Below are 24102 nucleotides of genomic sequence, written 5' to 3' on the forward strand. Positions count from 1 at the left end.
CGTTAAAGATGTGTGTCGATGACTTCCTTTGGCCGCCCCGACAGCAGGCTCGTCCTGCGCACGGCGCCGGGCACCAAGCCGACCGAATCGACGGTCAACGACCAGGACTTGTTCGAGGCCGACGGCCAGCAGCGATGACCAACCGGAACGTTTTTAGCCGCGGCAAAGGCCCGGTCGGGGTGGTGACGCTGCGCGGGTGCGCATCGCTGGACCACGCCCGACCGGGCCTTCGTCTTGCTCAGCGGTAGACGCTCATTCAGTGGCCGACGCTGGCGAGGATCTCCTCGAAGCTTTTGGATTCGACGCCGCCACGGCCGCGCTCGGTCACCGGAGCGCCCTCCACCAGGTCGACCAGTTCGGCGGCCGCCCGGTCCGAGCGCTCGGACAGTCCGCCGGTTCCCGCCTCACCGGCACCCCAGTCCTCCGGTGCGGCAAAGACCGTGGTTTGTACCGTGCGGGCACGGAGGTAGCTGAACAGCGGACGGACGGCGTAGTCCAGGGCCAGCGAGTGGCGGGCGCTGCCACCGGTGGCGCCCATCAGCACCGGTTTGCCGGCGAGCGCGCGCGGCTCGACCACATCGAAGAAGGACTTGAACAGCCCGCTGTAGGAGGCGCTAAAGACCGGGGTCACCACGATCAGCGCATCGGCTGCCACGGTTGCCTTGAGCACTTCGTCCAGCTTCGGCGCGGCGTAGCCGGTCACCATGTTGTTGGCGATATCGACGGCGTAGTCACGCAGCTCCACCAGTCGGACCTCGGCCTCGACGCCCTTCAGGCGGAACTGGTCCACGGCAGAGGCAGCCAATTGGTCAGCCAGCATCCGGCTCGAGGACGGAACGCCGAGTCCGGCGGAAATAACAACGATCTTGCGCTCTGACACTGAGACCCTCCTGGTTTGTTCATGCAATCGCATCTAGATGGGTCAACCAAGGCATCGTGAAGATTATTCCGGGGCGAGCCGACGGCGGAGGGCGGGGCGCCACGATTCGGCGGCGGGCGTCGGCCCGCAAGAAGCACACGAGCCGCCTTCAACGGGCCACAAGAGGTGTTGGACTGCAGGGGCGGGCTGCCTCAACCCTAGCCAGCCCCCATCCAAGAGGGCTACCGTGGCACCCACCATCCATGACTTTCGGATCAGAGGAATCCCCATGAGCAGCAATCGAGCAGTGGCTTACAAGGAACCCGGCAAGGTCGAAGTGATCGACATCGACTATCCAAGTTTCACGCTCAAGGATGGTCCGGGGGTCCACCCAGACAACGTGGGCCGGCAGGTATCGCACGGAGTCATCCTGCGCACCGTTGCCACCAACATCTGCGGCTCCGACCAGCACATGGTCCGGGGCCGTACTACTGCCCCGAAGAACCTGGTCCTGGGCCATGAAATCACCGGCGAGGTCGTCGACGTCGGCTCCGACGTGGAGTTCATCAAGGTCGGCGACATCGTGTCCGTCCCCTTCAACATCGCGTGCGGACGCTGCCGGAACTGCAAGGAGCGGAAGACCGGCATCTGCCTGAACGTGAATCCCGAGCGCCCGGGCAGCGCCTACGGCTACGTGGACATGGGAGGCTGGGTGGGCGGCCAGGCCGAGTACGTGCTGGTCCCCTACGCCGACTGGAACCTGCTGAAGTTCCCGGACAAGGACCAGGCGCTCGAGAAGATCATGGACCTGACCATGCTCTCCGATATCTTCCCCACCGGCTTCCACGGCGCCGTCACCGCCGGCGTGGGGGTTGGATCCACCGTGTACATTGCCGGCGCCGGCCCCGTGGGGCTGGCCGCTGCGGCCAGTGCCCAGTTGCTCGGCGCCGCCGTCGTGATTGTCGGGGACATGAACGAGGGCCGCCTCGCCCAGGCGCGCAGCTTCGGCTGCGAGACCGTGGACGTCTCCCAGGGCCATCCCAGGGACCAGATCGAACAGCTTTTGGGCGTCCCCGAGGTGGATTGCGGCGTGGACGCGGTGGGTTTCGAGGCCCGCGGGCACGGCAAGGACGCCCAAGAGGCGCCGGCCACCGTGCTGAACTCGCTGATGGAGGTTACTGCGGCCGGCGGGGCGCTGGGCATCCCGGGGCTGTACGTCACCGGCGACCCGGGCGGAATCGACGAGGCCGCGCAGAAAGGCTCGCTCTCGCTCTCGCTGGGCACGGGCTGGGCCAAGTCGCTCTCCTTCACCACGGGGCAGTGCCCGGTGATGAAGTACCACCGCGGCCTGATGATGGCCATCCTGCACGACAGGGTGCAGATAGCGAAGGCCGTGAACGCCACGGCCATCCCCTTGGAGGACGCGCCGAAGGGCTATGCGGAGTTCGACGCCGGTGCCGCCACAAAGTACGTGCTCAACCCCAACGGTTACATCAGCTAGGCCCCGCGACGGGGCCTTGAACCTAGGAGCAAACATGGACACCGTCACCTTGGAAGACGCCCGCCGGGTTATTGCTGCCGCCGAGGCCAAAGCCGCCGACATCGGCCAGCCGATGAACATCGCCGTCGCCGATGCGGGCGGGAACCTGGTCTCGCACGTGCGGATGGACGGGGCGTGGCTGGGCAGCATCGACATCTCGATCAACAAGGCCTTCACCTCGCGGGCGTTCGACATCCAGACCAAGGACCTGGGCGACAACTCGCAGCCGGGCAATCAGTTCTACGGCATCCATGCCAGCAACCACGGCCGCATCATGATTTTCGCCGGCGGGATCCCGCTCTCCCGCGACGGCCAGGTGGTCGGTTCGATCGGCGTCAGCGGCGGCTCCGGAGAGCAGGACCAGTCGGTGGCGGAGGCTGGAGCGGCGGCACTCTAGTTTTGGCTCCGGAGCCGGTCAACACCTGATTATCGGCACCGGGCCGCGGACCCGAGTCCGGGTCAGCGCCTGATCGTCGGGACCGGGCCGCCGGCCGGGATTCGGCGTCTGCTCGCCGGGTTTGGCCTGCTGCGCCAGCCGAACTGACCGGTACGCGGCTACATCCGGATGCCTGCCCCTGCTTGTTGCGTTCATCACGGCAGGCCTTCACCGCGTCCGCAGTCTGCGCCGCCACGATTCACTGCGCACTTCCCCGAGAGCAGCACTGCGAAGGCTTGGTGCGCGCCGGGCCGCCAATGCTAACTGGAGGCTGCCCGGCGGAGGCGTTACTCCCGGGCGGGGGTCCGATAACGGCCGGGGAACGGCGTGTAACCTCCGAACACTCCCGGCGCGGGGCCCGGATAACGGCCCGGGAACGGCGTGTAACCTCCGAACACTCCCCGGCGTTGTAACTTCCGCTCACTCCCCGGCGCGGGGGCTCCACTAACGGCCCGGGAACGGCGTGCAACCTCCGATTACTCCCCGGCGCGGGGCTCCGCTAACGGCCAAGCAGCGCCGCGAATCCCAGGCGGATGCACACTCCGCCCAATTAAAGGAATCACCTCAGACCGAGGAACTTCTGGTGACAAGGAACACGGATAACGAATTTGTAACGCCGCGTGTCGCTCCGGTAATTTTGAATTTGTTCCTATCTATCTAGGTAGGCATCCGGTCCGCCCGTCTAACCCTGCCAGCGGACCGCAAGAATCGAGCTTTTCATCGAAGGCAGGGGCGGAGGAACCACTTACGGTGCTTGGGGGCACCTCGGGGTGAAGTCCTCACCGGCACAGTCGCACTCTGAAATCCGACTGCCGGCAGGACCGAGTGAACTCTCGCTCGAATCCGACAGCTAACTTCGCAGGCGCAAGAGAGGAAACCCTGTGAACAACCCTGTGCGCGGTCGTCGCCGTTCCGACACCCCCACGAATGCCCTGTCCAAGATTTCGCGTTCCGCCCTGGCTAAGATCTCCCGTTCCAGCGAAGGCTCCCCTGCCCGCCGCGAAGGGGAAGCATCCCCGGCGGCCTACTCCCTCGCCCGCAAGACCGGCTTGGCTGCCGTTGCCGCCGGCATCCTGGCCGCGGCAGTGGTCCCGGTGGCCCAAGCCGGCGGCACTACCGACGTAGGTTCTGACCGCGCCTCCGAGCAAAGCCCCGTGCAGATTCAGGCGGCCCAGGAGGCCGAAATCCGCTTTGACCGGGCCAAGGTAGCCAGCAAGGCTACGTCGGAGGAAGCCCAGGTTGCCGCCGAGGCCGCCGAAAAGAAGAAGGCCGACGAAAAGGCGGCGGCCGCCAAGAAGGCTGCAGCCGAGAAGAAGGCGAAGGCCGAAGCTGCGGCCAAGAAGGCTGCAGCGGAGAAGAAGGCAAAGGCCGCGGCCGCAGCCAAGAAGGCCGCCGCAGCCAAGGCGAAGACCGTCGGCTTTGCCACCGGCAAGCTGGCCGCTCCGATCCCGAACATGAACCAGACCTCCGGCTTCGGCTACCGCCAGAACCCGATCACCGGTGCTGCCGGCGAGCTGCACACCGGCATTGACTACGCCATGGCCTGCGGCACCCCTGTCCACGCGGCCGACGGCGGCAAGGTCGTCGAGGCCGGCTGGCAGGTTGGCGGCGGCGGCAACCGCATCGTGGTTCAGCACGGCAGCGGCCTGAAGACCACCTACAACCACCTGCAGTCGATCGGCGTTTCGCTGGGCCAGAAGGTGGCCAAGGGCCAGGCCATCGGCCAGCTGGGCACCACCGGCAACTCCACCGGCTGCCACCTGCACTTCGAGGTTGTCAAGGACGGTCAACTGGTGGATCCGGCCGGCTGGCTCTAACCCACCCTTGACGACGGCGGAGCTTCCGCCACCGACAACGGCGATGCCCACCCGGCATCGCCGTCGTCGTTAAGGGCCGGTCAGGCGAAGGGCCTCGACGCCCGGTCCAGGGCGGCAACTTCGTCGGCGGTCAGCTCCACGTCCGCGGCGGCCATCAGCTCCGGCAGCTGTTCGGGCGTCCGGGCGCTGGCCAGCGGAGCGGTAATGCCGGGCTTGGTCAGCAGCCAGGCGAGCGCGGTTGTCGTGAGGGAGATGCCGCGCGACTGGGCGACGGTCTCCAACGCGTCGACGACCGCGAAGCCCTCCATCGTGAGGTAATCACGGAGCATGCCGCCGCGCGGGCTGCTGTCGGCGTCATCCGTCGAGTGGTACTTGCCGGACAGGAAACCGGCGGCCAGCGAGTAGTACGGGAACACCGAGAGGTTGTGTTCGCGGGCCAACGGAGCATAGCCCTGTTCGTAGTCTTTGCGGGCCACCAGGTTGTAGTGCGGCTGCAGCGCGACCGGCAGCGCAAAACCGTTCTGCAGGGCGATGTCCATCCACTCGGCGATCCGCTCGGGAGACAGGTTGGACAAGCCGATCTGGCGGACCTTGCCCTCCCTCACCAGGGCGTCGAACGCGGCGGCCGCCTCAATCAACGGGGTGCCCTCGTCGTCGTAATGGGCGTAGTACAGGTCGATGTATTCGGTGCCCAGCCGCTGCAGTGAAGCCTCGGCGGCAGCAGCCACGTTCACCGCCGACAGTCCCTGGAGTTCCGGATGACCGCCCACCTTCGTAGCGATGACAACCGATTCGCGGTTTTTCCGTTCGGCCATCCAGCGGCCGATGATCTCCTCGGATTCGCCCCCGCGGTTACCCGGAACCCACGCGGAGTAGCTGTCCGCGGTGTCAATGAAGTTGCCGCCGGCCTCGGTGAAGGCATCCAGCACCTGCTGTGAACCGGACTCGTCCGAGGTCCAGCCGAAGGTGTTGCCGCCCAGAGCGAGCGGGAAGATCTTGATGTCCGAAGTGCCGATCAAGCGCATCGAAGGTCCTTTCAAAGGTAAGGCGCGGCCTTCGCATGCCGCTTACGTTTAACCTAGCAGCGGCGGACGCGTTCCCCGGACGCGGTAACGGCGCCGCCGGGCGGCCGGCGGCCCGCCGGGCAGTACCGTGCTCCCCTAGACTTTAGCTATGGCCGACTCGCTGACCCCGCAGCAGCGCAGCGCCAACATGGCCAAAATCCGCGGCAAGAACACCAAACCCGAGCTGTTGGTCCGGAAACTGCTGCATGCCAAGGGATACCGCTACCGCCTGCATGGCAGCGCAGGCGGCGGGAAGCTGCCGGGCAAACCGGATCTGGTTTTCGCCGGACGGCGGAAAGTGATCTTCGTCAACGGCTGCTTTTGGCATGCCCATGACTGCAGGGTCGGCCGGCATGCGCCGAAGTCCAACGCCGGCTTCTGGGAAGCCAAACGGACGCGTACGGCTGCCCGCGACGAAGCCCAACGGTCGGCGCTGCAGGCGGCCGGCTGGCAGGTCCTCACCGTCTGGGAGTGCGAGTTCAAGAGAACCGGCGATCTGGCCGCGCTCGAGGACAAGCTGGTCGCTTTCCTCGCCTGAGCCGGATTACCGGCCCAACAGCCCCTCCGCCCGCGGGGAAAATCCCGGGGTGGAGGGGCTGTTGGCCAGGGGAACGCGGCAATGGGTGGACCCCCGTCGGGGTTGGGTCAGAGGTGCGTGGGGGCGAACATCTTCAGCAGTGTCTCGACGACGACGACGTTCGGTCCCTCGGCGGCAAAGCTCTCCCGGAGTGCGGGGCCGACATCCTCCGGCGCTACCCGGCGTGCCGGCACACCAAAGGCCTGTGCCAGCGCCACGAAGTCCGGCCGCGCCAGTTCCGTTGCCGTCGCCCGTCCGAACGCGCCTTCCATGTATTCGCGCAGGATGCCGTAGCCGCCGTCGTCCACAATCAGCCAGGTGACCGGAAGGTCATGCTGTCGGACGGTTGCCAGCTCGCTGATCGAATACATGGCCGAGCCGTCGCCGGAGACGGCCAGCACGCGCGCGGGCTTTCCCTGGCTGGCCAGGCCGACGCTGCCGCCGATGGCGCCGGGAAAACCGTAGCCCAGGCCGCCGGCGCCCTGCGCCGAGTGGAATTCACCGTCGCGCGAGTCCCAGCAGCTCCAGGCCCAGTACGCGGAGATGGTCATGTCCCAGAAGGTTTGCATGTCGTCCGGCACGGCCTCGCGGATGTCCGCCATGAAGGTCCGCTCCTTGGCCAGGTCCTGGCTGTTTAGGCGGGCCTGGACCTTGGTCAGGGTGTCTTTGACCAGCTGCTCGGGCGTTTGGCCGTGCCAGTCGGGTCCGTTAACCGGATCGCCGGACAGCGCAGCGTCCAGCGCCTGCAGTGCCTGGCCGGCGTCGGCGCGAATGCCCAGGGCCGGGCCGTTGGACTCCAGGACGCGGGGCTCGGCGTCGATCTGGATGATCCGGCCCCGCGGTTCCATGGTGAAATAGTTGCTCGTCACTTCACCGAGCGACGAGCCCACGACCAACAGGACGTCCGCATCTTCGAGGAGGTCGGTGACGTACCGGTCCTCGACCCAGGACTGCAGCGAGAGCTCGTGGTTCCACGGGAACGCGCCGTTGCCGCCCGGCGAACAGACCACCGGGGCACGCAGCTTTTCCGCGATGGAGCGCAGCCACGGTTCTGCCTTGCCCCGGCGGGCGCCGCCGCCGGCGATGATCGCCGGCCGCTTGGCCTCGGAGAGCCAGTGCACGGCTTCCTTGACCAGCTCGGTCCGCGGCGGGTTGTCGAACGCCTCGGCCAGCGCGTCCTCCACCGGCGGCACCATGATCGGGTCCAGCAGGACGTTCTGCGGCACCTCCACCCAGACCGGTCCCTGCGGCGACGAGATCGCCTCTGTCCACGCATCCTGAATGGCCGACGGGATGCCGGACGCGTGCTGGATCAACCGCTGGCTCTTGGTGACGTTGGCCGCCGATGCCTTCTGGTCATCGAGCTGGTGCAGCATGCCCTTGCGGCGCGCGCCCAGGCCTTCCAGTGGAATCTGGCTGGCAATGACCACCATCGGCACGCCGGTGGCATAGGCCTCCTGCAGACCGGCCAACGAGGTCAGGGCGCCGGGGCCGGTGGAGAGGAACAGCACGCCGACCTCTCCGGTGGCACGTGAGAACCCGTCCGCCGCGAAGGCGGAGTTGTTCTCCACCCGGGATGAGACGAAGCGCAACGGCGAACGGGACAACGCGTCGAACAATCCCAGGGCATGCTGCCCCGGGATCCCGAACACCGTCGTCGCGCCCAAGGCACTGAGGGTTTCGACGACGAGGTCCCCGCCGTTGCGGACGGTGGGTTCGGCCGGGGCCGTGGAGTCGGCTTTCCCTGCTGCTGTCATTCGAAGGACTCCTGATCCGATCCCTTGGCGCTGCCGACGGTGGCGCCCGCGCGCTTCAGCGCCTGGGCGCTGTAGCCGTTGCCGGACCCGCCTGCCGCGGCGTCGGCCATCAGCGAGACAAGTTCGTACGCCACGTGGCTGCCGGCAACCCCTGTCATCTCCGCGTGATCATAGGCGGGGGCCACTTCCACCACGTCGGCGCCGACGAGGTTCATGCCGCGGAACCCGCGGATGATTTCCAGCAGCTCGCGGCTGGTGATGCCGCCGGCCTCCGGGGTGCCGGTGCCGGGTGCGTGGGCCGGATCCAGCACGTCGATGTCGACCGAAATGTAGAGCGGGGTGTCGCCGATCCGGTCGCGCAGCTTGGCCACCACGTCGCGGACGCCTTCGTAGTAGACGTCCGAACTGGTGACGATGCCGAAACCGAAACGATGGTCGTCGTCGAGGTCCTTCTTGCCGTAGAGGGGGCCGCGGGTGCCCACGTGGCAAATGGCCTCGGTGTCCAGGATGCCTTCCTCCACAGCCCGGCGGAACGGAGTGCCATGCGTGTACTCGGCACCGAAGTAGGTGTCCCAAGTATCGAGGTGCGCGTCGAAATGCAGCATGGCGACCGGACCGCCGGCCCGCTCGGCGGCCGCGCGGAGCAGCGGCAGGGCGATGGTGTGGTCACCGCCGAGAGTGACCAGCTTGGTGCCGGCGGCGGTCAGGTCGAGGGCGTTCTGCTGAATGGTCTCGATGGCTTCGTTGATGTTGAACGGGTTCACGGCCATGTCGCCGGCGTCGGCCACCTGGACCTCTTCGAACGGGCTCAGGTCCCACGCGGGATTGTACGGCCGCAGCAGCCGCGAAGCCTCGCGGACGTGGTTGGCGCCGAAGCGGGCGCCGGGGCGGTAGGACACGCCGGAATCGAAGGGTACGCCGACGACGGCGATGTCCGCCTGCTGCACCTGGTCCAGGCGGGGCAGCCGGGCGAAGGTGGCGGCTCCGGCGTACCGCGGGATGCGGGACGAATCGATCGGGCCAAGATGGCCGTTGGCTTCCACACGTAGCTCTTCCATGGTTCTCCTCTGAGGGGTGCGGGCGGCGGGCTGGGGGTCGGTCATTCGGAGCCGCGGATGGCTGCGTGCCGTGCTGGAACGACCGACTGACGGTTGCCTCATGTGCAACATCTGTTGCCTGTGATGTTATTTGTGGTGGGGGTAACAGTCAAGACCGCGACACGGGCACTAGCGCGCGGCCGCCGGGACCAACGTCCAGGTGACGATGGCCTCTTCGTCGGTCTCGTTGATCCACGTGTGCGGCTCCCGCCCGGAGAAGGAGATGGTGTCGCCGGCGTCGAGTTCGTAGCGCTCGGAGGTAAAGACCAGCGTGATGCTTCCGGCGATCACGTGCAGGACATCCACGTCGCAGTCCACGGAGTAGAGGTCAGCCTCCCCCCGGCCCCGCGGTTCGATCACGGCACGGATGATCTGCAACCGGCGCTCGTGCCGGGCGGTCAGCAGCTCCTCCTTGATGCCTTCGCCGCCCAGATTGATCCGCGGCCCTTCCCCCGCGCGCGAGACGTGCGTTTCCGGCATGGAGAAGAGGTCCCCGATGGAGATGGACAGCACCTGGCACAGGGTGACCAGCGATGCCACCGACGGCGAGGTCAGGTCACGCTCCACCCGGCTGAGGAATCCCTTGGTCAGCCCCGTCGAATCCGCAACCTGTTCGATGGTCATGCGCTGACCCTGGCGTGCGGCGCGGATCCGCGAACCTATGGCCACCGGGTCATTGCTGGGCTCGACTGGCAGTGCCTTCACTAATCATCCTTCTCGGTGCAGAGTTGACGGAGGTGGCATGCAGGGGTGGCCGAACCACCCCTGCGGAACCAGCGGCAGCGTGGCCGAGTTGACCTGTGCCGCGTGCCACATTTAGCTTAACACTCAACACTTGTTGCCCCACAGGCAATTTTCGGCATGTGTTCCGCGCTATTCTCCCCTGGAGTCTCCCTTGGACAATCAAATCGTCAACGTCGTGATCGTGGTGGCCTATCTGGCCGCCATGCTGCTCTTCGGATGGTGGGGCAAAAGCCGCACTAAGAACACCAGCGACTATCTGGTGGCCGGCCGCCGTCTCGGCCCCGTCCTCTACACCGGCACGATGGCCGCCGTCGTTCTGGGCGGAGCCTCCACCGTCGGCGGGGTGGGCCTGGGCTACAAGTGGGGCATCTCCGGGATGTGGCTGGTCGTCGCGATCGGCTCGGGCGTGCTGTTGCTGAGCCTGCTCTTCGCCCCAACCCTGCAGAAGTTGAAGATCTACACCGTGGCACAAATGCTCACGCTGCGGTACGGCGTGCATGCCACCAAGGTGTCGGGCATCGTCATGCTGGCGTACACGCTCATGCTCTGCGCCACGTCCACCGGGGCGTACGCCACCATCATGGTGGTGCTCTTCGGCTGGGAGCGCTGGCTGTCCATCGCCGTCGGCGGCGCAATTGTGCTGATTTACTCCACGGTCGGCGGCATGTGGTCCATCACGCTGGCCGACATGGCACAGTTCATCATCAAGACCGTCGGCGTCTTCCTGCTGATGCTGCCGTTCACCTGGTCGGCCGCCGGCGGCCTGGACGGCATCCGCTCGCGCGTCGATGCGGAGTTCTTCTCGCTGACCGGCATCGGCGTCCAGACCATCATCACCTACTTCGTGGTCTACACGCTGGGCCTGCTGATCGGCCAGGACATCTGGCAGCGCGTCTTCACCGCCCGCAACCCAGGGGTCGCCCGCTGGGGCGGCGCGACGGCCGGCATCTACTGCATCCTCTACGGAGCAGCCGGCGCCCTGATCGGCATGGCGGCCTCCGTGGCGCTGCCGGCCATCGAAGTCGAGGACGACGTCTACGCGGACGTGGCCATGAACCTGCTGCCCATCGGCATCGGCGGCATTGTGCTGGCCGCGGCCGTGGCCGCGATGATGTCGACGGCGTCCGGCTGCCTGATCGCCGCGGCGACGGTGGCCCGCGCCGACGTGGTGCCGTTCGTGGCCTCCTGGTTCGGCAAGCACGTCCATTACGACCACGAGAACACCGAACACGATGTGGCCGGCAACCGGTGGTGGGTCTTCGGCCTGGGTGCCGTCTCCATCCTGCTGGCCATCGTGGTGCAGGACGTGGTCGCCGCGCTGACCATTGCGTACGACATCCTGGTGGGCGGGCTGCTGGTCGCGATCCTGGGCGGCCTGGTCTGGAAGCGCGGCACCGGCCTGGGCGCCGCGTGGTCCATGGCGGCTGGCACCATCGTCACGCTGACCACCATGATCGTGCTGGAGATCAACGCCGAGGAACAATATGCCGGCGTTTACGCCAACGAGCCGATCTACTACGGCCTGATCGCCTCCGCGCTGGTCTACGTGGGAGTGTCGCTGCTCACGAAGCCCACCGATGCCGCCGTGCGCCAGGCGTGGGACCGCCGGGTGGCGGGGCAGGCAACGGAGGAAGTCCCGGTCGAGGGCCCCGACGAGGTCGCCACGCGCTGACGCGGTGCGCTGCCACATACTTCTGCTGGCGTGGGCTCTGCCCCGAACGGCAGCTGAGGCTGGCGCCTTGCCCGAACGGCTGCTGACGCTGGTGCCTGGGTCCGGCCAGGAGACGGTGACGGCGGGGCGGTCCTCAAGGGACCGCCCCGACCGGCTACAATGGAGGTTGCGAAGGGGAGTAGCTCCACCGCCGCGCGGTTCACGCGCACTGGGCGTGGAGGCCTGTCGACACACTGGCCAGCGTTAGCGGCCCGGCAGTCCACCTGAGCGCAGGGCAGGTACCGCCTGTTCCGCTGCGCCCGGGCGAGCGAGACCTTCGGTCAGTTGATGGTTAACTGACCGGAGATCGTCGAACCGTCTCCGGTCCGACTCAGGAGCAGCGTGACAACGAGCCCCGATCCAGCCGGCCCCGACCCTATGGACGCCCACACCGACGGCAAGGCATCGCCGTCAAAATCCGACATCCGGCTGTGGCGCCGCTATCTTGCCGACGAACGCGCCGAAGCCGCCATCTACCGCGACCTGGCAAGGCGCCGCGAGGGCGAGGAACGCGAGATCCTCCTGGCCCTGGCCGACGCCGAGGGCCGGCACGAAAAACACTGGCGCGATCTGCTGGGCAAGCATGCCGGACAAAGGCTGCGACCCTCGTTGCGCCGGACCGTGCTGCGGTTCCTGGCCCGCAGCTTCGGCTCGGTGTTCGTGCTGGCCCTGGCGCAACGGGCCGAGAGCCGTTCCCCCTACGGAAGTGAGCCTGCGGCGACCGAGGCCATGGCCGCCGACGAACTGATTCACGAAGAGGTCATCCGCGGCCTGGCCACCCGCGGCCGAGCCCGGCTCTCCGGCAACTTCCGTGCGGCGGTCTTCGGCGCGAACGACGGACTGGTCTCGAACCTTGCCCTGATCATGGGCATCGGTGCCACCGGGGTCTCCAGTGGATTCATCCTGTTCAGCGGCTTCGCCGGCCTCCTCGCCGGCGCACTGTCCATGGGCGCCGGTGAGTACGTGTCCGTGCGCTCCCAGCGCGAGTTGCTCTCCGCCACCCGCCCCACCCAGATCACCCTGCAGGCAGCGCCGGACCTGGACCTGAACGCGAATGAACTCGTGCTCGTGTACCGTGCGCGGGGCATGACCCAAGAAGCAGCCGAACACCGTGCCGCCGAACGGATGGGCTACCTGGACTGCGACTGCGATCCGAGCCTCTCCCTGCAGCCGCCGGAAACGTACATTAACGATTATCAGGAGATCGGCACCGGCTGGAATGCCGCCCTGTCCAGTTTCCTGTTCTTCTCGAGCGGGGCGCTGATTCCGATCCTGCCCTACATCTTCGGCATGCAGGGTACCGCGGCCGTGGTAGTCGCGCTCGTGCTGGTCGGCGTGGCACTGCTTGTCACCGGCGGAATCGTGGGGCTGCTGTCCGGGGCCTCGCCGCTCAAGCGGGCCCTGCGGCAGCTGGCGATCGGCTTCGGTGCGGCGCTGGCCACCTACCTGCTGGGTTCCTTGTTCGGCACCACAGCGCTCTGACCCCGCCGGCCGCCCGTCCTGTTCACCCGCGGGCCACCGGACAGACCCCTACCGTTTGTCTCACGGCTTGGTTACCCTGAGGCAAGCGGGGCAACGATGCACCGCCGTCCGCCATGCCGAGGGGGACCATGAATTGGCCGCCGACCGAGGGCCCGGGCCATGCGCCGGGCGGGGCCCGGCCTGTGCCGGAAGCCGGGACGGGGCAGGACCCCCAGCGGGTCGCCACCGACGCCGCCGAGCCTCGGAAGCCGCAGCCCGACCAGGGGCAGGTCTGGATCAACCCGACGGCGCGGCCGGCGCGCGCTCCCGTGCAGATGCCCACACTGACACGGGTCCCGCAGGCCCCGGCCGCCCGGAGAGAACCGGACCACCGGGACCCGTCACCGTTCGGCAAATTCATTCTGCTGGCCGCCGCTGCGTCGCTGGCGGCGTGGGCCTTCATCTGGATGGCCCAACCGGGGCCCGCCCCGGCTGTGCAACCCGGCGGGGCCGCCGCCCTGAATGGGGTACCGTTCGATGCCGGCTCCACTCTCAAGGGTCCGGGCCATGGCGGCTTTCCGCCGTCGGGAGTCGACGCCGCGGACGAACCGCTGGGAGTGCCCGCACCCCTCAATGAGGAGAGCAGTTCCTACCGATTCCTGCCCTCGCCGTCCAAGCAGGACTACCTCGCCTACGACCCGTGCCGCCCGATCCGGTATGTGGTCCGCACTGCCGACTCCCCCGCGGGCAACATCGAGCTGGTCCATGAGGCGGTGGACCACGTCTCGGATGCCACCGGCCTGCAGTTCATTTACGAAGGAACCACGACCGAACGGCCCGCCGAGCGGCGCCGGTCCTACCAGCCAGAACGCTACGGCGAGCGCTGGGCGCCGGTGCTGATCGCCTGGTCGGACCCGGAGCAGAGCCCCTCCTTGGCCGGTCCGACCATCGGCTTGGGCGGCAGCGGCTGGGCATCGCGGGGCGGGGTTTCCGCTTACGTATCGGGTCAGATCGAACTGGACACCCCGCAGTTCCGCCAACTGCTGGGTGCCCCCGATGGCAAAGGCGCCGCCCGGGCGATCATCATGCACGAGCTGGGCCACCTGATCGGCCTGGACCACGTTGAGGATCCCAGCCAGCTGATGTACGCGCAGGCCTCGCACGACATCCTCACCTTTGCCGACGGCGACCTCACCGGCCTGGCGTTGCTGGGCCAGGGCGAGTGCGTGCCCGAGCTATAGAACCTCGAGGGCCTGCTCCACGGTGTCCACGAGGTGCACGGATCCCTCCATGGACCGCCCGCGCGCCAGCGCCTGCAGCAACGGCCAGGCAGGCATTTCCTCGGTCCAGTACGTGCGCCCGACCAGCACCATCGGCGCGAGCGCTTCCGGGGTGGCGTAGTAGTTTTCGCAGGCGTCCTGGAAAATTTCCTGCACCGTGCCGCCGGCGCCGGGCAGGAACACGATTCCGCCGTCGCAGCGCTGCAGCAGCACGGCCTCTCGCAGGGCGTTGCCGAAGTACTTGGCGATGTGGGTGGCAAACAGGTTCGGCGGCTCGTGCCCGTAGTGCCAGGTGGGGATGCCCAGATTCGCGACGCCGGGTCCGGCTTTGGCGAGCACGTCGGCCGCCGCGCGGGCCCAGTCGGTGACGGACGGCCGGAAGCCGGGGACCCCGGCCAGCCGGTCCAGCGCGTCGGCAAACTCGTCATCGCCGGACGCGGAGAGTCGCGCTCCCAGGTTGGCGGCCTCCATCGCGCCCGGGCCGCCGCCGGTCGCCACGGCATACCCCTCCCTGGCGAGCAGCCTGCCCAGCCGGGCGGCGCCGTCGTAAATGGTGCTGCCCCGCTCGGCAGCGTGCCCGCCCATCACCCCCACCATCCTCCGGCCGGCGAACACGGTGGAGAACAGCGCCTCCATGGCATCGCCGATGGCATGGTCGTGCAGGCTCGCCGCGAGCGTGGAGTCCAGGTCATGGCGGGTGGCGGACCGCGACGACCAGGCGTAGACCTGCGCGTCCAGCGTCCCTTCGTAGGGTCCGGTGTCCAGCCCGCTGTAGAGCTCGGCGGCGGTGTAAACCTGGCCGCGGTACGGGTCGAACGGGACGCCGGGCAGCGTGGGGAAGATCAGCGCGCCGTTGCGGTGAAGCCAGTCCTCGGTGGCGGCCTCCAACGTGCACCCAAGGAACACCGAGCCAGCCGGGTCCATGCTGAGCAGGGCCTCCGTGCGGCCGCTGAGATCCACCGATTGGAAGTGCCAGCCGTTCATCGACGGCGGTCCCCCGTCCGTCGCCGAATGCCGGTCGGGCCGCGGCCCGCGGTCTGGCCTCAGGCCGTCCGGTCCCCCGCCCGGCTGTGGTTCGCCGGATGGCCTCGCATGGCTGGCGGGCCGGCGTCCGCCGTCGCCCGCTGCCCCGGCTCGAGGAGCCTGGGCGACGAGCCGGTCGAAGTGCTCGAGCGACTCAATCTCGACGACGCGCGGTTCCTTGTGCAGTGCCGCTGACGCTCCCATGCAGCCAGCATAACCGTCGACTCGAAGCTGCCCGCGGTGGTCCGGGCGCTACCTGTTGCTGGCTTCGGTTTGGCGCAGGTCCGTGTTCGCCGGCGGGTTGCCCTCGGTCGCGGAGGTGATCGCGAGATTCCCCTCCGAGGCCGCCTCGGCCAGGACGTCCGGCTCCAGCGAGGTGGCCAACGGCTTTTCCACCACGAACATGCACAGCACGGTGGCGGCAATGGCCATCGGCACCATGAACAGGAACAGCGGCATCAGGGCTTCGTTGTAGGACTCGACAATAACGTCGTGTACCGGTGCGGGCAGGCCGGCGACCATGTCCGGCGTCAGCGAGTTCCCGCCTCCGGTGGCCGCGACGGCGGCTGCCGGCAGGCGGTCATTGAGGAGGTCGACCAGGCGGTGGGCGAACAGGCTTCCCACGACGGCCGAGCCGAGCGTGGCGCCGATCTGGCGGAAGAAGTTGTTGGCCGCCGTCGCCGTGCCCACCTGCCGCAGCGGGAAGGAGTTCTGCACGATCAGCACCAGGATCTGCATGTTCAGGCCCAGGCCAAGGCCCAGCAGGCCCAGATAAACGCAGAGCACCCAGACGGGCGTGTCCGCGCGCACGAAGTACATCAGCAGCAGGGCCACAGCCATCACCGCCGAACCGGCCACCGGCATCCACTTGTAACGGCCGGTCCTTGAGACCAGGATTCCGGAGGTCATGGACGACGCGAGCAGCGCGGCCATCATGGGAATCATCAGCATCCCGGCCGCCGTCGCCGACACGCCGGCAGCCATCTGGAAGTAGGTGGGCATGTAGCCGAGGGCCCCGAACATGGCCACGGAGATCAGCAGGCCCGCGATGGTGGTCATAATGAAGTTGCGGTCACGGAACATGGACATGGGAATGATGGGTTCGGCGGTCTTGCGCTCCACCAGCACGAACCCGACGGCGGCCAGCACGGTGCCTGCAATGAGGGCGATGAGCACCGGGTCGGACCAGGCGAAGGTGCTGCCGCCCCAACTGCTCACCAGGACCAGGCCGGTGGTCGCGGCCGCCATCAGCAGCATGCCCCAGAGGTCGAGCTTCGGCCGCACCTTGACGGGACGGGACTTCAGGAAGAACAGCGCGCCAATCAAGGCCAAGACGCCCACGGGAAGGTTGAACCAGAAGGCCCAGCGCCAGCCCGGTCCCTCGGTGAACCAGCCGCCCAGCAGCGGTCCGACCACGGAGGAGAACGCAAAGACTCCGCCCATGGCGCCCATGTACTTGCCGCGTTCGCGGGCGGGAACCACATCGGCAATGATGGCCTGCGACAGGATCATCAGTCCGCCGCCGCCCAGCCCCTGCACCACACGGGAAACAATGAGCCAGCCCATGTCCGGAGCCAGGGCGCCGATGACCGAGCCGATCAGGAACATAATGATCGCCGCGACCAGCAGGTATTTGCGGCCGATCTGGTCGCCCAGCTTGCCGTAGATGGGCATCATGACCGTGGCGGCCAGGATGTAGGCGGTGATCACCCAGAGCATCAGGTTGGCGCCGTTGAGCTCGCCCACGATGGTGGGCAGTGCGGTGGCGAGGATGGTCTGGTTCAGGGCGGCCAGCAACATGGCCATCATCAGCGCAACGAATACCAGCAGCAGGTTGCCATGGCTGTGGCCATGGTGCTCCGGCCGGGACGTCGCGGATGCCGGTGGGCGCTGTAGCGCCTGTCGGCTTTCGTTGTTCATTCGGATTCCTTCAGAACTGCGCGCAGCAAGGCCAGGCTGTGTTCCAGGGCCTCGGTCTGCGATTCCAGGGTGGGTTGGGACATGGTTTTTTGCATGGCAAAGCGGATTGCTGCGCCTGCCGTCATGACCAGCATGCGGGCGGCGTCTTCGGCGGTGTACTGCCCGCCGACGGGATGGGCGGCCAGGATTCGTTCAGCGTCCGCAAGCCGGTCGGAGCCGGCGAGCAGTTCGGAGACTGCGGTGGTGACCAATTGCTCCACCTTGACGATGTACTGGACTCGGCGGTGCAGCAGGTGCGGGTGCTTGCGCAGGATCAGGTGGCGGGTGGCATCGTCTCCGCCGTGGATAGAGCGGGTGACCGCCAGCATCAACTTGCCGACTTCGTCCAGCAGATTGGCGTGGACGTCGAATTCGGCCAGCATGGCATCGTCAAGCACCGGCTCGCGGAGGCCCAGCACCGCGTCTTCTTTGCACGTGAAGTAGTTGAAGAAGGTGCGCGGGGAAACTCCGGCGGATACCGCCACCGCATCCACGGTGACGGCCTCGATTCCGTCTTCCAGAGCCGCTTCCGCCGCGGCGTCATGCAGGGCGGCCCAGCACTCGGCCCGCTTGCGCTCACGCAGGGAATTTAGTTGACTCACCGAACCAGTGTGCCAGCGCTCCCGCTCTTTGCACAAGTGCAAACATTCATTCCTGCAAGAATTTGAGCAACGTCACACCGGCAAACGAAGGAGAGGATCGGTGGCATCCGTGGCAGCTCAGCGGTAAGAAACCAACCAACCGCGCGCTCCTACCGCAGCACCACGGTGCGGTTGCCGTGCAGGATGACCCGGCCCTCGCAGTGCCACTTGACCGCGTTGGTCAGGGCCTTGCACTCGGTGTCGCGGCCGGCGGCGACCAGGTCCTCCGGCCCGAAGGTGTGGTCGACTTCCACCGTCTGCTGGGCGATGATCGGGCCTTCGTCGAGTTCGGCGTTGACGTAGTGCGCGGTGGCCCCCACGGTTTTCACTCCCTTTTCGTAGGCCTGGTGATAGGGCTTGGCCCCCTTGAAGCTGGGCAGGAAGGAGTGATGGATGTTGATGGTGCGCCCGGTCAGCTCGCGGCTCAGGTGGTCGCTGAGGACCTGCATGTAGCGGGCCAGCACTACCAGCTCCACGTTGTAGGCATCGATCAGTTGCAGCAGCTCGGCCTCGGCGGCCGGTTTCGTGTCCGGCGTGACCGGCACGTGGTAATACGGGACCTCATGCCATTCCACCAGCCCCTTGTGGTCCAGATGGTTGGACACGACGGCGACAATCTCCACCGGCAGCTCCCCCATCCGGGAGCGGAAGAGCAGGTCGTTCAGGCAGTGCCCGAACTTTGACACCATCACCAGCACCCGCCGCCTGCGGCCCTTGGGTTCCAGCTGCCACGCCATGCCGTACTGCTCGGCCAACGGCGCAAACGCCTCGCGCAGCCGCTCCGTGGAGTTGGTTCCGCCGTTCTCCCCGGCGAAGTCGGTGCGCATGAAGAAATGCCCGGCCCGCCGGTCGTCGAACTGCTTGAGCTCCTGGATGCTCTGGCGGTGCTCGACCAGGAAACCGGAGACCGCGTGGACGATCCCCAACCGCTCCGGGCAGTCGAGGGTCAGGATGTGCTCGTGGTGGATCGGCATGGTTGCTACCCCGTTTCGGTCTGGCTTTTCGTGCGGCGGTCTCGTCGGGACTGCCGTGCGACTGACGGTTCAGCGCTGGCTGTTCAGCGCTGGCTGTTCAGCATTCGACGACGTTGACGGCCAGGCCGCCGCGCGACGTCTCCTTGTACTTGGACATCATGTCCGCGCCGGTCTCCCGCATGGTCTTGATGGCCATGTCCAGGGACACCCGGTGGTCGCCGTCGCCGGCCAATGCCAGCCGGGCGGCGTTGATCGCCTTGACGCTGGCAATGGCGTTGCGTTCGATGCAGGGAATCTGCACCAGGCCGCCCACCGGATCACAGGTCAGGCCCAAATTGTGCTCGATTCCGACCTCGGCGGCGTTTTCCACCTGCTCCGGTGTCCCGCCTAGCACCGCGCACAGTGCACCGGCCGCCATCGAGCAGGCTGACCCGACCTCGCCCTGGCAGCCGACCTCGGCCCCGGAAATCGAGGCGTTGGTCTTGAACAGGATGCCGATGGCCGCCGCGGTGAGCAGAAAATCCACCACCGCGTCGTCGTCCGCGCCGGGCACGAACCTCGTGTAGTAGTGCAGCACGGCGGGCAGGATCCCGGCCGCCCCGTTTGTGGGGGCCGTGACGATCCGCCCGCCGGAGGCGTTTTCCTCGTTGACCGCCAGCGCATACAGGTTGACCCATTCCATCGCCCAGAGCGGGTCGGCGTTGGGCGTGCCGTCCGCTGCCCGTGCCTCCTCGGCGGCACGCAGCCTTCGCCGCAGCCCCGGGGCACGCCGGCGGACCAGCAGCGACCCGGGCAGGGTCTCCTCGGTGCGGGTACAGCCGTTTTCCACACACTCCTGCATCACCGCCCAGATGCGCAGGAGGTCCGCCCGCAGTTCGGCTTCGCTGCGCCAGGTGAGTTCGTTGGCCAGCATCACGCCGGCTATCGACGTTCCGGCCTCGCGGCAACGGGCGAGCAGTTCCGCGGCACTGGAGAACGGGTACGGGAGCCGTTCCCCCTCCCCGGCAGAGCTCGCCGCACCGGCGTCGCGCGCGGTGGCGCCGCCGTCGCGCTCCCCCGCCCCGGCGTCGCGCGCGGTGGCGCCGCCGTCGCGCTCCCCCGCCCCGGCGTCGCGCGCAGCCTCTTCCGCCGCACGTTCGGCCTCCTCGGCGGTGACGACGAACCCGCCGCCCACCGAGTAATAGGAGGACGCACGCAGCGGTGAGCCGCCGGCGTCGTACGCGGTGAAGGTCATCCCGTTGGGATGCGCCGGCAGCGAGCGGCGGCGGTGCAGCACCACGTCCGACGCCAGGTCGAACTTCACCGGGTGCGTGCCGGCGAGGCTCAGCTTCCGCGCGGCCGCCGCCTCCTGCACCTGCGCGTCCGCGGCATCCGGATCAACGGTTTCCGGGTCCTCGCCCTGCAGACCCAGGATCACGGCCTTGTCCGACCCGTGGCCGGCCCCGGTGGCACCGAGCGAGCCGAACAGCTCCGACTTCACCCGGGCCACCGACTCCAGCAGCCCGTCCGCGGCCAGCGACGCGGCAAACTGCCGGGCGGCCCGCATGGGGCCCACCGTGTGAGACGACGACGGCCCGATGCCGATCGAGAACAGGTCCAGCGCGCTCAGTGCCATCTCTCAGTCCACCTCGGGCGCGGCGAACTCCGTCATGGCGTCCAGCAGCCAGCGGGCGGTGTAGTCCGCGAACGAGGCCCGCGGCATGATCCGGTAGACCTGGCCGCCGTCCTGCTCCGCGGTTTGCCACAGCAGCACGGGCACCGGGCCCAGTTGGGTGGTGATCGCCGTGCCGGGGCCGAACGCCCGCGGGTGCAGGTCCGCGTGGCAGCCCTTCTCCAGCACCAGCCGGGCCGAGGGTCCGGAAAGTTCCAGCGTGGTGCGGTTGGCGGACAGATCGACGACGGCGCCCGGCTCACCGCCGAGCGCGGCGGTCAGGTCCGCCGTGGCGTCCGTGCCTTCGGGCCCGACCAGCAGGAACTCGTCCGGCCCCAGCCACAGGATGGCGGTCGAGTCCGCGCTTCCGGAAACCTGGCCGTGGCCGGCCGGCAACGGCAGCCCGGCGGCGGCCTCCAGCGCCTTGGCGCCGGCCGATCCGGGCTCGGCCCGCAGGGCGACCATGTTCAGGAACGGGATTTCACGCAGGCTGACGCCGCGTTCGCCGGCCACGGCGCCCTGGCTGATTGCCTCGGTCAGGTGCGCCAGCGGGCTGCGGCGCAGTGCTTCGATGTTGGTCAAGACCTGTTCAGCCATCACGACGGCTCCCTTCGGGGTCGTAGAGTACGGGTTCTGCGATGACGACGTCCACCAGCTGCCCGTTGACGGGTGCCTGCAGCGTCTCGCCGATGCGGTTGCGGCCGTTTTTGATCAGGGCCAGGCCGAAGCTGCGGCCCAGCGCGGCGCTGTGGTAGCTGGAGGTCACATGCCCCTCCATCGGCACCGGGGCCTCGGCCGGCGCGATGCGGGTGCCCTGGTTGACCAGCTGCGCGCCCTCGGGGAGGCGGAATGACTTGTCCGCCGGCAGGACCCCGACCAGCTGCTTGCGGTCCTCGCGCAGGTTGTCGGCGCGGGTGTAGGAGCGCTTGCCCACGAAGTCCTTGGCCTTGGAGACCACCCAGTCCATCCCGGCGTCCTGCGGGGTGACCGTGCCGTCCGTGTCCTGGCCGACGATGATGAAGCCCTTCTCGGCGCGCAGCACGTGCATGGTCTCGGTGCCGTACGGGGTGATGTTGAACTCCGCGCCGGCCTCGGCCACGTCTTCCCAGACCTTCAGGCCGTACCAGGAGGACACGTTGATCTCGAACGCCAGCTCGCCGGAGAACGAGATCCGGCAAATGCGGGCCGGGATGCCGGAGGCCAGCGTGGTCTCCCGGAACGCCATGAAGGGGAAGGCGTCGTTGTCCAGGTCCAGCTCGGGCGCCAGCTTGGCGATGACCGCGCGTGACTTCGGGCCCACGACGGCGACGGTGGTGTACTGCTCGGTGACCGAGTTGCACACGACGTCCAGCTCCGGCCATTCGGTCTGCAGCCACTCCTCCAGCCAGTCCAGCACCTTGGCGGCACCGCCGGTGGTGGTCGTCATGAAGTAGCGGTCCTCGTCCAGGCGCAGCGTCACGCCGTCGTCGAAGATCATGCCGTCCGGGGTGCACATCAGCCCGTAGCGGCCCAGGCCGGGCTTCAGTTTCTTGAACGCGTTGGTGTACATCCGGTTCAGGAATTCGCCGGCGTCCTTGCCGCGGATCTCGATCTTGCCCAGGGTGGTCGCGTCCATGAAGCCGACGGATTCGCGGACGGCGGCGCATTCGCGCAGCACCGCGGCGTCCATGTCCTCGCCCGGCTGCGGGAAGTACCAGGGCCGCTTCCACTGCCCGACGTCCTCGAACAGCGCGCCGTGGGCGACGTGCCAGGGGTGGATCGAGGTCAGCCGCGCCGGGTCGAAGAGCTCCCCGCGCTGCCGGCCCGCCAGTGCGGCGAATGCCACCGGCGTGTAGGGGGCGCGGTAGGCGGTGGTGCCGATGCTGCCGACGTCCGGGTTGTTCAGCGCCGCGGCGATGACGCCGATGGCGTTGACGCCGGAGGTCTTGCCCTGGTCGTTAGCGGTGCTGATCGACGTGTAGCGCTTCACATGTTCCACGCTGCGCATTCCGGCGCCGGTCGAACGCAGCACGTCGGCGACCGTCTGGTCGCGTTGGAAGTCGACGAAGTGGTTCTTCCAGCCGGCGGCCTCGCCGTCGAGGGCGGGAACCAGCCACAGCGGCCGGATCGGGGAGACGGTTTCGGCGGCGGCCGCGGGGACCTGCGGATCCACGCCGAAGTCGGCACGGGTGGCCGCTTCAGCGCCGGCGGCGGCGCCTTCCCGCAGGCTGCCGGCCAGATCCAGGGTTCCGTTGCAGGCGCCGGCGGTCTGCTGGTCCTTGACCGCGTGGCCGGGCACGAAGGCCGCCAGCTCGTCGTTCCAGGACAGGCGGCGTTCGCGCTGACTGTGCAGGTGCACCACCGGGCTCCAGCCGCCGGAGACGGCCAGCAGGTCCGTCTCGATGGTCTCCGGTTCCCCGGTCAGCTGCCCCTCGTCATCCAGACCGCTGACGACGACGGCGCTGATCCGTCCGCCGTCGTTCCGGCCTTCGGTGTCCACCACGGCACTGCCCGTGATCAGGCGGGTGCCGGCAGCGCGGACCGTCTCGGCCGCGTCGCCGCCGATCTCGGTGCGAGCCTCCACCACGGCGGCGACGGTGATGCCGGCCGCGGACAGGTCGGCGACCAGCTGGTACGCCGAGTCGTTGTTGGTGGCGACGACCACTTGGTTGCCGGCGGCCACCGCGTACCGGTTAAGGTAGCTGCGGACGGCGGAGGCCAGCATGATGCCGGGGCGGTCGTTGTTCGCGAAGACGATGGGACGTTCGTGCGCACCGGTGGCGAGCACCACCTGCTTGGCGCGGACGTGCCAGATGCGCTCGCGGGAGACACCGGCTCCCAGCTCGCCGGCCAAATGGTCGGTGCGGCGCTGGACGGCGACGATGAAGTTGCTGTCGTAGCTGCCGAATGCCGTGGTGCGGGCCAGGTAGGTGAGCTCTTCGGCGGCGGACAACTCGGCGGCGGTCCGGTCCACCCACTCCTGCGCGGGCAGGCCGTCGATGGTCTCGCCGCGGCCCGACAGCAGGGAGCCGCCGGCCTCCGGCTGCTCGTCCATCAGGATCACGCGCGCACCGCTCTTGGCTGCCTCGCGTGCCGCGGCCAGGCCGGCCGGGCCGGCACCGACCACCAGCACGTCGGTATGCACGTACTTGCGGTCGTAGACGGCCTCGTCCGTGCGGGGATCCAGCTGGCCCAGGCCGCTCAGCAGCCTGGCGTCCATGCCGTCCGTCAGCTCCAGGGCCGTCGCCGGCAGCATGGACTCGTCAACGTGCCCGGTGTAGCGGGCACTGACCTTGACCAGGGCGTTGGGCTCTTCCACGCCGGCCGACATGATGCCGCGCGGGCGGCCGAGATAGAGCGAGTCGCCCACCGTGACCTTCCCGGCCGCGAGCAGTGCGGAGGCCAGCGTGTCCCCGGCGTAGCCGGTGTAGGTGTCGCCGTCGAGCGTGAAGTTCAGCGGCTTGTTCCGGTCGATCCGGGCAGCGGCGCCGGCGGGGGCGGCAAGCCGCTGGGACTGGTTGGCGATGTTGCC

General features: G+C 68.1%; 19 protein-coding genes and 1 riboswitch. Of the genes, 7 read left to right on the plus strand and 12 right to left on the minus strand.

Going from position 1 to position 24102, the window contains the following annotated elements; genetic code table 11:
• Positions 1–256: 256 nt before the first annotated feature.
• Positions 257–880, minus strand: a complete 624-nt coding sequence (locus tag AC5RWG_RS16070; RefSeq protein WP_494014640.1) for an FMN reductase — start codon at positions 878–880, stop codon at positions 257–259.
• A 268-nt stretch (positions 881–1148) separates the two neighbouring features.
• Between AC5RWG_RS16070 and fdhA the strand changes: the two genes are divergently transcribed.
• From fdhA to AC5RWG_RS16085, 3 genes are all read left to right on the plus strand, one after another.
• Positions 1149–2360 carry a formaldehyde dehydrogenase, glutathione-independent gene (gene fdhA, locus AC5RWG_RS16075; protein ID WP_494001723.1) on the plus strand — a complete coding sequence of 404 codons (1212 nt, stop codon included), beginning with the start codon at positions 1149–1151 and terminating at the stop codon, positions 2358–2360.
• Between the two features lie 34 nt (positions 2361–2394).
• A complete protein-coding gene (locus tag AC5RWG_RS16080; protein ID WP_493979553.1) occupies positions 2395–2796 on the plus strand; it encodes a GlcG/HbpS family heme-binding protein in 402 nt (133 codons plus the stop codon).
• A 740-nt stretch (positions 2797–3536) separates the two neighbouring features.
• A riboswitch (cyclic di-AMP (ydaO/yuaA leader) is annotated at positions 3537–3713 on the plus strand.
• A gap of 3 nt (positions 3714–3716) precedes the next feature.
• Entirely contained in the window at positions 3717–4652 is a 936-nt protein-coding gene (locus AC5RWG_RS16085) for a M23 family metallopeptidase (protein ID WP_494167361.1), read from the plus strand.
• Positions 4653–4732: 80 nt separating this feature from the next.
• On the opposite strand, the gene AC5RWG_RS16090 is transcribed toward AC5RWG_RS16085, so the two are convergent.
• A complete protein-coding gene (locus AC5RWG_RS16090; protein ID WP_494167362.1) occupies positions 4733–5677 on the minus strand; it encodes an aldo/keto reductase in 945 nt (314 codons plus the stop codon).
• Positions 5678–5825: 148 nt separating this feature from the next.
• Between AC5RWG_RS16090 and AC5RWG_RS16095 the strand changes: the two genes are divergently transcribed.
• Positions 5826–6254: a very short patch repair endonuclease gene (locus AC5RWG_RS16095; RefSeq protein ID WP_494001726.1), complete on the plus strand. Its 429-nt coding sequence runs from the start codon at positions 5826–5828 to the stop codon at positions 6252–6254.
• A 107-nt stretch (positions 6255–6361) separates the two neighbouring features.
• Here the strand turns inward: AC5RWG_RS16095 and AC5RWG_RS16100 are convergent, their stop codons facing one another.
• The 3 genes from AC5RWG_RS16100 to AC5RWG_RS16110 form a co-directional block, all read right to left on the minus strand.
• The gene (locus AC5RWG_RS16100) at positions 6362–8050 is read right to left on the minus strand and encodes a thiamine pyrophosphate-binding protein (RefSeq protein ID WP_494167363.1); all 1689 of its coding nucleotides are present in this window, start codon (positions 8048–8050) and stop codon (positions 6362–6364) included.
• Positions 8047–9108, minus strand: a complete 1062-nt coding sequence (gene speB, locus AC5RWG_RS16105) for an agmatinase (RefSeq protein ID WP_494167364.1) — start codon at positions 9106–9108, stop codon at positions 8047–8049. Before speB ends, AC5RWG_RS16100 begins: the two co-directional genes overlap by 4 nt.
• A gap of 168 nt (positions 9109–9276) precedes the next feature.
• Entirely contained in the window at positions 9277–9852 is a 576-nt protein-coding gene (locus AC5RWG_RS16110; RefSeq protein WP_494167365.1) for a helix-turn-helix domain-containing protein, read from the minus strand.
• 241 nt (positions 9853–10093) lie between these two features.
• Here AC5RWG_RS16110 and AC5RWG_RS16115 point away from each other — a divergent pair, with 241 nt between their 5' ends.
• The 3 genes from AC5RWG_RS16115 to AC5RWG_RS16125 all read left to right on the plus strand — a co-directional run bounded on the left by AC5RWG_RS16115 (position 10094) and on the right by AC5RWG_RS16125 (position 14304).
• Positions 10094–11563: a sodium:solute symporter family protein gene (locus AC5RWG_RS16115; protein WP_494001882.1), complete on the plus strand. Its 1470-nt coding sequence runs from the start codon at positions 10094–10096 to the stop codon at positions 11561–11563.
• A gap of 417 nt (positions 11564–11980) precedes the next feature.
• Complete coding sequence (locus tag AC5RWG_RS16120) at positions 11981–13084, plus strand: VIT1/CCC1 transporter family protein (protein ID WP_494128099.1); 1104 nt, start codon at positions 11981–11983, stop codon at positions 13082–13084.
• Between the two features lie 128 nt (positions 13085–13212).
• Positions 13213–14304, plus strand: coding sequence for a matrixin family metalloprotease (locus AC5RWG_RS16125; RefSeq protein WP_494167366.1), 1092 nt, complete (start codon positions 13213–13215; stop codon positions 14302–14304).
• Here AC5RWG_RS16125 and AC5RWG_RS16130 read toward each other — a convergent pair.
• From AC5RWG_RS16130 to AC5RWG_RS16160, 7 genes are all read right to left on the minus strand, one after another.
• Entirely contained in the window at positions 14299–15570 is a 1272-nt protein-coding gene (locus AC5RWG_RS16130; RefSeq protein ID WP_494167367.1) for an LOG family protein, read from the minus strand. The two genes, AC5RWG_RS16125 and AC5RWG_RS16130, sit on opposite strands and share 6 nt — an antisense overlap.
• 48 nt (positions 15571–15618) lie before the next feature.
• Complete coding sequence (locus AC5RWG_RS16135; protein ID WP_494167368.1) at positions 15619–17286, minus strand: MDR family MFS transporter; 1668 nt, start codon at positions 17284–17286, stop codon at positions 15619–15621.
• The gene (locus AC5RWG_RS16140) at positions 17283–17927 is read right to left on the minus strand and encodes a TetR/AcrR family transcriptional regulator (RefSeq protein ID WP_494001733.1); all 645 of its coding nucleotides are present in this window, start codon (positions 17925–17927) and stop codon (positions 17283–17285) included. Before AC5RWG_RS16140 ends, AC5RWG_RS16135 begins: the two co-directional genes overlap by 4 nt.
• Positions 17928–18076: 149 nt before the next feature.
• The gene (gene purU, locus AC5RWG_RS16145) at positions 18077–18940 is read right to left on the minus strand and encodes a formyltetrahydrofolate deformylase (protein ID WP_494167369.1); all 864 of its coding nucleotides are present in this window, start codon (positions 18938–18940) and stop codon (positions 18077–18079) included.
• 97 nt (positions 18941–19037) lie between these two features.
• Positions 19038–20555, minus strand: a complete 1518-nt coding sequence (locus tag AC5RWG_RS16150; protein WP_494167370.1) for an L-serine ammonia-lyase — start codon at positions 20553–20555, stop codon at positions 19038–19040.
• A gap of 3 nt (positions 20556–20558) precedes the next feature.
• A complete protein-coding gene (locus tag AC5RWG_RS16155) occupies positions 20559–21188 on the minus strand; it encodes a sarcosine oxidase subunit gamma (protein ID WP_494167371.1) in 630 nt (209 codons plus the stop codon).
• Positions 21181–24096, minus strand: a complete 2916-nt coding sequence (locus AC5RWG_RS16160) for a sarcosine oxidase subunit alpha family protein (RefSeq protein WP_494167417.1) — start codon at positions 24094–24096, stop codon at positions 21181–21183. The genes AC5RWG_RS16155 and AC5RWG_RS16160 overlap by 8 nt, the downstream gene beginning before the upstream one ends.
• Positions 24097–24102 lie beyond the last annotated feature (6 nt).

The organism is Arthrobacter sp. Y3221160 (genome assembly GCF_059092585.1).